The sequence below is a fragment of the Streptomyces xiaopingdaonensis genome, assembly GCF_000262345.1.
GTDB classification, from domain to species: domain Bacteria; phylum Actinomycetota; class Actinomycetes; order Streptomycetales; family Streptomycetaceae; genus Streptomyces; species Streptomyces xiaopingdaonensis.
Map to the genome: position 1 here is coordinate 1 of NZ_AJTQ01000298.1, position 10,357 is coordinate 10,357.

At 71.7% G+C, this 10,357-nt stretch carries 10 protein-coding genes, 1 tRNA gene and 1 CRISPR repeat array; of the genes, 8 read left to right on the plus strand and 3 right to left on the minus strand.

Features of this window, described 5'->3' with window-relative positions:
• Nucleotides 1-32: 32 nt before the first annotated feature.
• A CRISPR array of direct repeats spans nt 33-306; the repeat unit is 29 nt; unit sequence CTGCTCCCCGCGCGTGCGGGGATGGTCCC.
• Nucleotides 307-592: 286 nt separating this feature from the next.
• From UWG_RS0123425 to UWG_RS0123435, 3 genes are all read left to right on the plus strand, one after another.
• On the plus strand, nt 593-1,060 hold the full coding sequence (locus UWG_RS0123425) for a MaoC family dehydratase N-terminal domain-containing protein (RefSeq protein ID WP_016909636.1): 468 nt from the start codon (nt 593-595) through the stop codon (nt 1,058-1,060).
• A 5-nt stretch (nt 1,061-1,065) separates the two neighbouring features.
• On the plus strand, nt 1,066-1,500 hold the full coding sequence (locus tag UWG_RS0123430; protein ID WP_016909637.1) for a MaoC family dehydratase: 435 nt from the start codon (nt 1,066-1,068) through the stop codon (nt 1,498-1,500).
• A gap of 68 nt (nt 1,501-1,568) precedes the next feature.
• Nucleotides 1,569-2,657 carry a UDP-N-acetylmuramate dehydrogenase gene (locus UWG_RS0123435; RefSeq protein ID WP_050988640.1) on the plus strand — a complete coding sequence of 363 codons (1,089 nt, stop codon included), beginning with the start codon at nt 1,569-1,571 and terminating at the stop codon, nt 2,655-2,657.
• Between the two features lie 516 nt (nt 2,658-3,173).
• Here UWG_RS0123435 and UWG_RS0123440 read toward each other — a convergent pair.
• Together UWG_RS0123440 and UWG_RS0123445 are read right to left on the minus strand one after the other, a co-directional pair.
• Complete coding sequence (locus tag UWG_RS0123440) at nt 3,174-4,301, minus strand: adenosine deaminase (protein ID WP_016909639.1); 1,128 nt, start codon at nt 4,299-4,301, stop codon at nt 3,174-3,176.
• A 111-nt stretch (nt 4,302-4,412) separates the two neighbouring features.
• Nucleotides 4,413-5,663: a pyridoxal phosphate-dependent aminotransferase gene (locus tag UWG_RS0123445; protein WP_016909640.1), complete on the minus strand. Its 1,251-nt coding sequence runs from the start codon at nt 5,661-5,663 to the stop codon at nt 4,413-4,415.
• 250 nt (nt 5,664-5,913) lie between these two features.
• Here UWG_RS0123445 and UWG_RS0123450 point away from each other — a divergent pair.
• The 3 genes from UWG_RS0123450 (at nt 5,914) to nusG (ending at nt 7,308) form a co-directional block, all read left to right on the plus strand.
• Nucleotides 5,914-5,986, plus strand: a tRNA-Trp gene (locus UWG_RS0123450).
• Nucleotides 5,987-6,103: 117 nt separating this feature from the next.
• Entirely contained in the window at nt 6,104-6,382 is a 279-nt protein-coding gene (secE, locus tag UWG_RS0123455) for a preprotein translocase subunit SecE (RefSeq protein WP_086022520.1), read from the plus strand.
• Nucleotides 6,383-6,456: 74 nt separating this feature from the next.
• Nucleotides 6,457-7,308, plus strand: coding sequence for a transcription termination/antitermination protein NusG (gene nusG, locus UWG_RS0123460; protein WP_016909642.1), 852 nt, complete (start codon nt 6,457-6,459; stop codon nt 7,306-7,308).
• 100 nt (nt 7,309-7,408) lie between these two features.
• Here nusG and UWG_RS0123465 read toward each other — a convergent pair whose 3' ends face one another.
• Nucleotides 7,409-8,755: a type III PLP-dependent enzyme domain-containing protein gene (locus UWG_RS0123465; RefSeq protein ID WP_016909643.1), complete on the minus strand. Its 1,347-nt coding sequence runs from the start codon at nt 8,753-8,755 to the stop codon at nt 7,409-7,411.
• Between the two features lie 259 nt (nt 8,756-9,014).
• On the opposite strand from UWG_RS0123465, the gene rplK reads away from it, so the two are divergent.
• Together rplK and rplA are read left to right on the plus strand one after the other, a co-directional pair.
• Nucleotides 9,015-9,449, plus strand: a complete 435-nt coding sequence (rplK, locus tag UWG_RS0123470) for a 50S ribosomal protein L11 (protein WP_016909644.1) — start codon at nt 9,015-9,017, stop codon at nt 9,447-9,449.
• A 119-nt stretch (nt 9,450-9,568) separates the two neighbouring features.
• The gene (gene rplA, locus UWG_RS0123475) at nt 9,569-10,291 is read left to right on the plus strand and encodes a 50S ribosomal protein L1 (protein WP_016909645.1); all 723 of its coding nucleotides are present in this window, start codon (nt 9,569-9,571) and stop codon (nt 10,289-10,291) included.
• Nucleotides 10,292-10,357: the final 66 nt, after the last annotated feature.

Here is a 10,357-nt window from a genome sequence, read left to right on the forward strand (position 1 = left end):
TCGCGGACTACACCGCGGTGGCGCAGTACACCCTGCTCCCCGCGCGTGCGGGGATGGTCCCGTCCACGCCTCACGCTGGCGGTCCCAACGGCCCTGCTCCCCGCGCGTGCGGGGATGGTCCCCTCGGCGTGCCCGATCACGGAAGCTGCGCCCCACTGCTCCCCGCGCGTGCGGGGATGGTCCCTGCCGGGCCGCGGCGCGGGGTGTCGACCTGTCCTGCTCCCCGCGCGTGCGGGGATGGTCCCGCCTCGGCGCTGTCGCGCAGTTGTCGGTAGGTCTGCTCCCCGCGCGTGCGGGGATGGTCCCGTCAAGCGAACTCTCTACTCCGGCTCGGACGCCTGCCCCCGCGCGTGCGGGATGGCCCCACCAGCTACCGCACGGTGAGCTGGCTGATGCCCGGCTCCCCGTGAGCCGGGGCCCCGCGCATGCTCCCTGCACCCCGCCCCAACCACCCCCATAGGTATGCTGCTCCCCGCACACGCGAGGGGGGCGGGTGCATCCCGCGGGGGTGCCCCCTCGGCCCGTCGCGGCAACCGCACCCCCCATCGGGCAGACGAGGCGCGGGGCACCGAAGCAGCAGGAGGTGGCGCCGATGGCGCTCGACAAGTCCTTCGAGGGGCGGAGTTATCCGCCGGGGCGTACCTACGAGGTCGGCAGGGAGAAGATCCGGGAGTTCGCCGAGGCGATCGGGGACGCCAACCCGGCCTACACCGACCCGGAGGTGGCGCGGGCCCTCGGGTACGCGGACGTGATCGCGCCGCCCACCTTCGTCTTCTCGCTGACGTTCCGGGAGGCGGGGCAGGCGCTCCAGGACCCGATGCTCCAGCTCGACTACAGCCGGGTCGTCCACGGCGACCAGAAGTTCCACTACCACCGTCCGGTGCTCGCGGGCGATCGCCTCTCGGTCACCTCGACGATCGACTCGATCAAGTCCATGTCGGGGAACGACATCCTCGACATCCGCGGGGACGTGTACGACAGCGCGGGCGAGCCCGTGGTGACCGCCGTCACCAAGGTCGTCGTCAGGGGCCCCGAGTCCGACTCGGCAGAAGGGAAGTGAGCCGCATGGGCGCGAGGATCGCGTACGCCGACGTCGAGGTCGGCACCGAACTGCCGGCCCAGCGCTTCCCGGTGACGAGGGAGACCCTCGTCCGTTACGCGGGCGCCTCGGGCGACTTCAACCCGATCCACTGGAACGAGCGGTTCGCCAAGGAGGTCGACCTCCCGGACGTCATCGCGCACGGCATGTTCACCATGGCCGAGGCGGTCCGGGTCGTCACCGACTGGACGGGGGACCCGGGCGCCCTCGTCGACTACGGTGTGCGCTTCACCAAGCCCGTCGTCGTGCCCGACGACGGCAAGGGCGCCGAGATCGAGGTCTCCGCCAAGGTCGCGGCGAAGCTCGACGACGACGCGCGCACGGTCCGCGTCGACCTCACCGCGACGAGCGCGGGACAGAAGGTGCTCGGGATGTCCCGCGCCGTCGTCCGCCTGGCGTGACCGCACCCGGCGCCCGGCGCCGCGGGACGACGCCGGGCGCGCCGCGCGGACCTCGTACGCTTGGCACCGTGCAGGAACTCGACACCACCGAAGCCCCGCAGCCGCGCACCGAGTACGGCGCTCCGCTCGCTCCGCTGACCACCCTCCGGCTGGGCGGCCCGGCCGCACGGTTGGTCACCGCCGAGACGGACGAGCAGGTCGTCGCCGCTGTGCGCGAGGCCGACGCGAGCGGCACCCCGCTGCTGATCGTCGCGGGCGGCAGCAACCTGGTCATCGCGGACGAGGGCTTCGCCGGGACGGTGCTGCGGATCGCGACCCGCGGGTGGGTGCTCGACGGCACCGATCTCGAGCTCGCTGCCGGTGAGAACTGGTCGGAGGCGGTCGCGCGGACGGTGGAGGCGGGGCTCGCCGGTGTCGAGTGCCTCGCCGGCATTCCGGGTTCGGCCGGGGCCACCCCGGTGCAGAACGTGGGTGCCTACGGCCAGGAGATCTCCGGCACGCTTACCGAGGTGATCGCGTACGACCGGATCGGTGGCGAGACCGTCACCATCCCGAACGAGGAGTGCGGCTTCGGGTACCGCTGGAGTCGCTTCAAGGCCGAACCCGACCGCTACACGGTGCTCCGTGTCCGGTTCCGGCTGGAGGACGCGGGCGGGCTCTCCGCGCCCCTGAAGTACGCCGAGACGGCGCGCGTTCTGGGTGTGGGCGCGGGGGAGCGCGTGCCGGTGGCGCGTGCACGGGAGACCGTCCTCGCGCTCCGCGCGGGCAAGGGCATGGTCCTCGACGCGGCGGATCACGACACCTGGTCGGCCGGCTCGTTCTTCACCAATCCGGTCCTCGACGACGCGGAGTTCGCCGCCTTCCGCGCTCGCGCCGGCGCACGCCTCGGGGCCGGCGTCGAGCCCCCCGCCTTCCCGGCAGGCGAGGGACGCACCAAGACCTCCGCCGCCTGGCTGATCGACAAGGCCGGGTTCACCAAGGGCTACGGCACCGGGCCCGCCCGCATCTCCACGAAGCACACCCTCGCCCTCACCAACCGCGGTGAGGCGACCACCGCAGACCTCCTCTCCCTCGCCCGCGAGGTGCGTGCCGGTGTCTTCGACGCCTTCGGGGTGACCCTCGTCAACGAGCCGGTGACGGTGGGCTGTTCGCTCTGACGCGGGCGGCGTCGGCCCTGCTCGTCGTGCGCCGCGCGCCGCACGTCGTCCGTGCGGGCCATTCCCGGAGAGGGCGCTCGTGGACGGACGTGCCACCGAAGTCGAACCGCCGGAGCGCCTCAACACCGTGTTTCCGCGCGGGCGTCGAGTCGCTGGAGAACGAAGCGCTGCCGGGGCAGCGCAGCTCGCGCGGAGATCGTGAGCGGTGCGGCGATCGGTATCGCCCGGAGCACCGGCCTGCTGCCCTACGCCTGCCAACCTTCGTCATGACAATGGCAGTTGCCTCAGCGGACCCGTCGCCCGGCCGGAGCCGCCCGCTCCCGCCGTGAGGGGCGATACTCGGGCGATCGTGCACTCGCAGCCGGCTCGGTAGCCCCGATCGGCCAGCCGCCCGGAACGGCGGCATCCCGCGTCCGCCGCAGCACTGCCAACGCAACGCCCGAACGACGCACCCCGGTCGACACCCACACCGAGCGACAGCCGCCCGACGCCCCCGCTCGCCCGACGCACCCCCCGTCAGCCCGTGCCGCCGCCGGGCGGTGACGCCAGCCAGTCGTCGATCCGTGCGAGCGTCCGCTGCCGCACGTCGGCGGGCATCACCGCGCCGCGTACCGACTGCCGTGCGAGCTCGGCGAGTTCGATGTCGGTGAACCCGTGCGCGGTGCGCGCCAGCGTGTACTGGGCGGCGAGCCGCGAGCCGAAGAGGAGCGGGTCGTCGGCGCCGAGCGCCATCGGCACGCCGGCGTCCCACAGGCGGCGCAGCGGGACGGAGCGGTCGTTCTCGTAGACCCCGAGGGCCACGTTGGAGGCGGGGCACACCTCGCAGGTGACGCCCTGCTCCGCCAACTGCCCGAGCACGCGCGGGTCTTCGGCCGCGCGGACGCCGTGGCCGACGCGGCCGGCGCGCAGGTCGTCGAGGCAGTCGCGAACGCTGCGCGGCCCGGAGAGCTCCCCACCGTGCGGAGCCGCGATCAGGCCGCCGTCCCGCGCGATGGCGAACGCGCGGTCGAAGTCCCTTGCGAACCCCCGGCGTTCGTCGTTGGCGAGGCCGAAGCCGACGATTCCGCGGTCGCGGTAGCGGACGGCGAGCCTCGCGAGGGTCCGCGCGTCGAGCGGGTGCTTCATCCTGTTGGCCGCGACGAGGAGCCGCATCCCCAGGCCCGTCTCGCGGGAGGCGCGGTCGAGCGCGTCGAGGATGATCTCCAGCGCCGGGGTGAGCCCGCCGAGGAAGGGCGCGTACGACGTCGGATCGACCTGGATCTCCAGCCACTCCGAACCGTCGCGCACGTCCTCCTCGGCCGCCTCGCGGACCAGGCGCTGGATGTCCTCGGGGCTGCGCAGGCACGAGCGTGCGATGTCGTAGAGGCGCTGGAAGCGGAACCAGCCGCGCTCGTCGGTGGCGCGGAGCTTCGGGGGCTCTCCGCCGCTCAGCGCCGGCGGCAGCCTTACGCCGTACTTGTCCGCGAGTTCCAGGAGCGTCGAGGGGCGCATCGAGCCCGTGAAGTGCAGATGCAGATGGGCCTTGGGCAGGGTGTGCACGTCGCGGCCGTCGGCGCTCGCCCGGGTCTGCCCCGGGGCCGCGCTGTGCCGGGGCTCCTGGCGGTCGCGCGCCTGCGGGGGGCGCTCTCCTGAAGACTGCAACATCCCAAGATCCTGCCGTATCCGCGGGCCCGACCGGTAGCCGGTTCCCGGCCGGGGGACCTTCCGAAAACACGAGCGGCCCCGGAACTCCGGGGCCGCTCGCGGGGGTTCGGCTCAGTCGCGCGCCTCGGCGAGGAGCTTCTGGAGGCGCGAGACGCCCTCGGTGAGGTCCTCGTCGCCGAGGGCGTAGGAGAGGCGGAGGTACCCGGGCGTGCCGAACGCCTCGCCGGGGACGACCGCGACCTCGGCCTCCTCCAGGATGAGCGCGGCGAGCTCGACCGAGGTGGCGGGGCGCCGGCCGCGGATCTCCTTGCCGAGCAGCGCCTTGACCGACGGGTAGGCGTAGAAGGCGCCTTCGGGCTCCGGGCAGAGCACGCCGTCGATCTCGTTCAGCATCCGCACGATCGTCCGGCGGCGCCTGTCGAAGGCCGTACGCATCTCCGCGACCGCGTCGAGACCGCCGGAGACGGCGGCGAGCGCCGCGGCCTGCGAGACGTTGCTGACGTTGGAGGTGGCGTGCGACTGGAGGTTGGTCGCCGCCTTCACGACGTCCTGCGGGCCGATGATCCAGCCCACCCGCCAGCCGGTCATGGCGTAGGTCTTCGCCACGCCGTTGACGACGACGCAGCGGTCGGCGACCTCGGGCACGGCGACGGGGAGCGAGGTGAACTCGGCGTCGCCGTAGACGAGGTGCTCGTAGATCTCGTCGGTGAGGACCCAGAGCCCGTGCTCCGCCGCCCACCTGCCGATCGCCTCGACCTGCTCGCGCGGGTAGACGGCGCCGGTCGGGTTGGAGGGCGAGACGAAGAGGACGACCTTCGTCCGCGCGGTGCGCGCCGCTTCCAACTGCTCGACCGAGACGCGGTATCCGGTGGTCTCGTCGGCCGTCACATCGACCGGGACGCCGCCTGCGAGGCGGATCGACTCCGGGTAGGTGGTCCAGTACGGGGCGGGGACGATCACCTCGTCGCCCTCGTCGAGGAGGGTTGCGAACGCCTGGTAGATCGCCTGCTTGCCGCCGTTGGTGACGAGGATCTGGGACGGCTCGACGCGGTAACCGGAGTCACGCAGCGTCTTCTCGGCGATGGCGGACTTGAGTTCGGGGAGACCGCCCGCCGGGGTGTAGCGGTGGAACCGCGGTTCGCGCGCGGCGGCGACGGCGGCCTCGACGATGTAGTCGGGCGTGGGGAAGTCCGGTTCGCCGGCGCCGAATCCGATCACCGGGCGACCGGCCGCTTTGAGTGCCTTGGCCTTCGCGTCGACGGCGAGCGTCGCCGACTCGGAGATCGCCCCGACGCGGGCGGAGATCCGCCGCTCGGTCGGGGGCTGTGCCGGGGGAGTGGCGGAAGGATTGGCTGCGGTCATGTAGGCATGCTCCCAGACCCCGGTGACAGCCGGCACTCGGGCCGTGGACGGCGACGGGCCGTGCGCACCGCGGCGCCAAGGGCGGGACGGCAGCGCCGAGCGGGGCGCGAGGGAGCTGTTCGACGCCGGGACGCAGAACACGTACACTCTCACCTCGTTGGTCCTCATCGGCAGCCGTGACCGTGGAAGAGCCCGGAGCGCAGAAGCACTCCGAGCGACCGCGCGGGTGCGGTAAGTTGGGGAAAAGCAAAGGGTCGTAGCTCAATTGGAAGAGCACTGGTCTCCAAAACCAGCGGTTGGGGGTTCGAGTCCCTCCGGCCCTGCTCCACACATCGGTGCCTTGGTGTGTGTGCTTGCGTACGTACTGAAATGCACCGCCGTGCGGCCGGGCCGGACGCCGCAGGGCAACGACCCGGATCAGGTGAGGACGAGTGACGGAGATCACGGACACCACCGAGGTCCCCGAGCCCGGAGGGTCGTCGGACGGTGGCGGCAAGAAGTCGCGTCGTGGCGGACGGCGGGGAAAGAGGGGCCCGTTGGGCCGCCTCGCGCTCTTCTACCGGCAGATCGTGGCCGAGCTGCGCAAGGTCGTCTGGCCGACGCGGCAGCAACTCTCCACGTACACCACGGTCGTGATCATTTTCGTGATCATCATCATCGCCTTCGTGTTCGTGCTTGACTATGGGCTTACCGAAGTCGTTAAGCGCGTCTTCGGCTGACCTTCAGCGGGAGACCGCCGCTGGCGGTCCTTTCCGTATGTACGACCCTTTGAAGCCAGGAAGAAGCAGCCACAGTGTCTGACCCCAACCTGAACGACGCCGTCGAGCCCTCCGAGGGCGCCGACACCGCGCCCCGCACCGACGAGGCTGAGGGCGACGGGGTCAAGCTGGCGGCCGACGCGCTCGCCGCTGAGGACGCCGGGACCGCGGCTGCCGAGGCCGAGCAGCAGGAGCCCGATACGGAGCCGGCAGAAGAGGCCGCCGAGGGCGAGACCGAGGAGCCCGCCGAGGCCGACGAGGAGCAGGTCGACCCGATCGCCCAACTCCGCGACGAGCTGCGGTTCCTCCCCGGCGAGTGGTACGTCATCCACACCTACGCCGGCTACGAGAACCGCGTGAAGACCAACCTCATGCAGCGCGCGGTCTCCCTCAACGTCGAGGACTACATCTTCCAGGCCGAGGTGCCGCAGGAGGAGGTCGTCCAGATCAAGAACGGCGACCGCCGCACCGTCCGGCAGAACAAGCTCCCCGGCTACGTCCTCGTCCGCATGGACCTCACCAACGAGTCCTGGGGCGTCGTCCGGAACACCCCGGGCGTCACGGGCTTCGTCGGCAACGCCTACGACCCCTATCCCCTCACCCTCGACGAGATCGTCAAGATGCTCGCCCCCGAGGCGGAGGAGAAGGCCACGAAGACCGCGACCGCCGAGGAGGGCAAGCCCTCGGGCGCCGGACGCAAGGTCGAGGTGCAGGTCCTCGACTTCGAGGTCGGCGACTCGGTCACCGTCACCGACGGCCCCTTCGCCACCCTCCAGGCGACGATCAACGAGATCAACGCCGACTCCAAGAAGGTGAAGGGCCTCGTCGAGATCTTCGGTCGTGAGACCCCGGTCGAGCTCAGCTTCGACCAGATCCAGAAGAACTGAGGCCGCCCAGGCCGAGAACGAGCGAAGGAGCCCCCGCCGCAGCGGCGGGGGCTCCTTCGTCTGTTCCCAACCCGAAGGCGATGCCCGGCAGTTGACGGGCTCAGCCCGGGTCGGCGTCGTCGAGCAGGGCGCCGAGGTGCTGCACACCGCTCTCCGCGAGTACCTCCTCAAGGCGCTGCGCAGGGCGCACGAGCGAGAACCGGACGCCCCCGGCGTGCTGCCGGAAGCCGTGGACGGCGGGCCGGGGAAGGCTGTTGTACTGGAAGGGCGTCGAGAAGTAGTACGCCCCCGTGTCGTAGAGCGCCACGATGTCCCCGGGGTCGAGCTCGGGCAGCCGCGCCCCGCGTGCGACCAGGTCCCCGGCGAAGCAGCAAGGACCCGCCACGTCCTGGACGAGTTCGGCCGCGGCCTTGGGCTCGCCCACCGTGTCGAAGGCGCCGACGCGCAGCGGCCAGGACTCGGGCGCGAAGGCGGTCCGCGTCGCCACCTGAGCACCGGCGTGGCCCACGGCGATCCGGCGTCCGCCGGCGTCCTTGGTGTACTCCACCACGGCCGCGATGAGCCCTTGCTTCGCGAGCAGCGCCCGCCCGAACTCGGTGACCAGCGTGTACTCCCCGTCGAGGAGCCCGGGCACCTCGTCGCGCAGCCGCTGCGCGTAGTTGGCGAAGGACGGATCGGTCTCGTCGCTCGCGAAGTTGACGGGCAGCCCGCCACCGATGTCGAGCGTGTCCACCTGCCGGCGTCCCGCCTCGCGGTTGATCCGCTCGGCGAGCTCGTAGAGCACCCGTGCAGAGGCCGTCATCACTTCGAGTGGAACGCCCTGCGAACCGCTGTGCGTGTGGAGCCGGGTCAGCCACGGCCGCTCCAGATAGCTGCGCACGAGCCACTCCTCGGCGCCCTCGTCGCGCAGGGCCACGCCGAACTTCGACGTGCGCGTCGCCGTACTCATCGCGTCGATCGAGCCGCTGCCGACCTGCGTGTTCACCCGCACCCCGAGCGGGGCGCCCGGTGGCAGCCCGGCGCGCGTCCGCTCGGCGACGAGCCGGTCGAGGCGCCTCAGCTCCTGGGGGTTGTCCGCGTTGACGGCGACGCCCGTGGCGAGCGCCTCACGCAGCTCGGCGACCGTCTTCGCGGGGGAGTCGAAGACGATCCGCTCCGGCGGCACACCGGCGGCGCGCGCCAGTGCCAGCTCCCCGGGGCTCGCGACCTCGCATCCCACGCCCTCCTGGTGCAGCAGCTCCAGCACCGGCGCCAGCGAGGCGGCCTTCACAGCGAAGGTGTGCAGCACCTCGCCGGGGCCCTCGAACGCCGATCGCAACTCCCGGGCGGAAGCCCGGATTCCGTCCACGTCGAGGAGGCCGAGGACGGGCGCCTCCGGCCCGACGAGCCTCAGCCGCACCGCTTCCCGCACAGCAGCCTGCCTGCGTGCCACGGGGTCGGACACCATCGGTCGCTCCTCTCCCAGCCTCCGTCGAACCGCTCCACTGTGCGCCATGCGCACCTTCGGCGTCATCGGAGGATCACCCGAAGACAGCGGCGGGGGACGAGCGTGTGGGTCGGGGGCCGGGACGGAGCAGCAGGGGCCGCGGTCCGCGATGACCAGCCGGTTTCAGAGTCCGGCGCGGTAGCGGCTATCGTTGTGCAGTATGCCTCCGTCCGTATGAAGGACGGCGGTGAATCACCTCTCACTAGGACCCGGAGAGAGCATGCCTCCCAAGAAGAAGAAGGTCGCGGGGCTCATCAAGCTCCAGATCCAGGCCGGTGCCGCCAACCCGGCCCCGCCTGTCGGCCCGGCGCTGGGTCAGCACGGCGTCAACATCATGGAGTTCTGCAAGGCTTACAACGCCGCGACCGAGTCGCAGCGTGGCTGGGTGATCCCGGTCGAGATCACGGTCTACGAGGACCGCTCGTTCGACTTCATCACCAAGACCCCGCCGGCCGCGAAGATGATCCTGCGCGCCGCAGGCGTCGAGAAGGGCTCCGGCACCCCGCACACCACCAAGATCGCGAAGATCACCCGCGACCAGGTGCGCGAGATCGCCACCACCAAGATGCCCGACCTCAACGCCAACAACATGGACGCCGCCGAGAAGATCATCGCCGGCACCGCGCGCTCCATGGGCGTCACCGTCGAGGGCTGAACCAGCCATAAGTCGGAGCGCCCTCGGGGCGCCCCGCCGTGGAAGGGCCGGGCGCTGGCCCGCACCACGACTCCATCCCCGCCGTGCCCTGGCGCACGGTGCAACTGTCAGGAGCAGTAGTGAAGCGCAGCAAGAACCTCCGCGAGGCGGACGCCAAGGTCGACAAGTCGCGCCAGTACGCGCCGCTCGAGGCCGTCCGGCTCGCCAGGGAGACCTCCACCAAGAAGTTCGACGCGACCGTCGAGGTCGCCCTGCGCCTGGGCGTCGACCCGCGCAAGGCCGACCAGATGGTCCGCGGCACCGTGAACCTGCCGCACGGCACCGGCAAGACGGCCCGGGTCCTGGTCTTCGCGACCGGTGACCGTGCTGCGGCCGCGGAGGCTGCGGGCGCCGACATCGTCGGCTCCGACGAACTCATCGAGGAGGTCGCGGGCGGCCGCCTCGACTTCGACGCCGTCGTCGCCACCCCGGACCTCATGGGCAAGGTCGGCCGCCTCGGCCGCGTGCTCGGTCCGCGTGGCCTGATGCCGAACCCGAAGACCGGCACCGTCACCCCCGACGTCGCCAAGGCCGTCACCGAGATCAAGGGCGGCAAGATCGAGTTCCGCGTCGACAAGCACTCCAACCTCCACTTCATCGTGGGCAAGGCGTCCTTCTCCGACGACCAGCTCGTCGAGAACTACGCCGCGGCGCTGGAGGAGGTCACCCGCCTGAAGCCGGCGGCGGCCAAGGGCCGTTACATCCGCAAGGCGACGATCACCACGACCATGGGCCCCGGTGTCCCGGTCGACCCCAACCGCACCCGCAACCTCCTCGCCGAGGAGGACCCGGCCGCGGTCTGAACCGACGTCCCGTCGCGGCGCCTTCGGGCGCCGCGGCGTCGGTCGCAGGGGCCCGCACGCGCGGAG

Bases quoted from the DNA above. Each gene is read 5' to 3' on its own strand.
- UWG_RS0123440 (WP_016909639.1), bottom strand. From the start codon at position 4,301: ATGTTGCAGTCTTCAGGAGAGCGCCCCCCGCAGGCGCGCGACCGCCAG.
- UWG_RS0123425 (WP_016909636.1), top strand. From the start codon at position 593: ATGGCGCTCGACAAGTCCTTCGAGGGGCGGAGTTATCCGCCGGGGCGT.
- UWG_RS0123430 (WP_016909637.1), top strand. From the start codon at position 1,066: ATGGGCGCGAGGATCGCGTACGCCGACGTCGAGGTCGGCACCGAACTG.
- UWG_RS0123445 (WP_016909640.1), bottom strand. From the start codon at position 5,663: ATGACCGCAGCCAATCCTTCCGCCACTCCCCCGGCACAGCCCCCGACC.
- UWG_RS0123465 (WP_016909643.1), bottom strand. From the start codon at position 8,755: ATGGTGTCCGACCCCGTGGCACGCAGGCAGGCTGCTGTGCGGGAAGCG.
- rplK (WP_016909644.1), top strand. From the start codon at position 9,015: ATGCCTCCCAAGAAGAAGAAGGTCGCGGGGCTCATCAAGCTCCAGATC.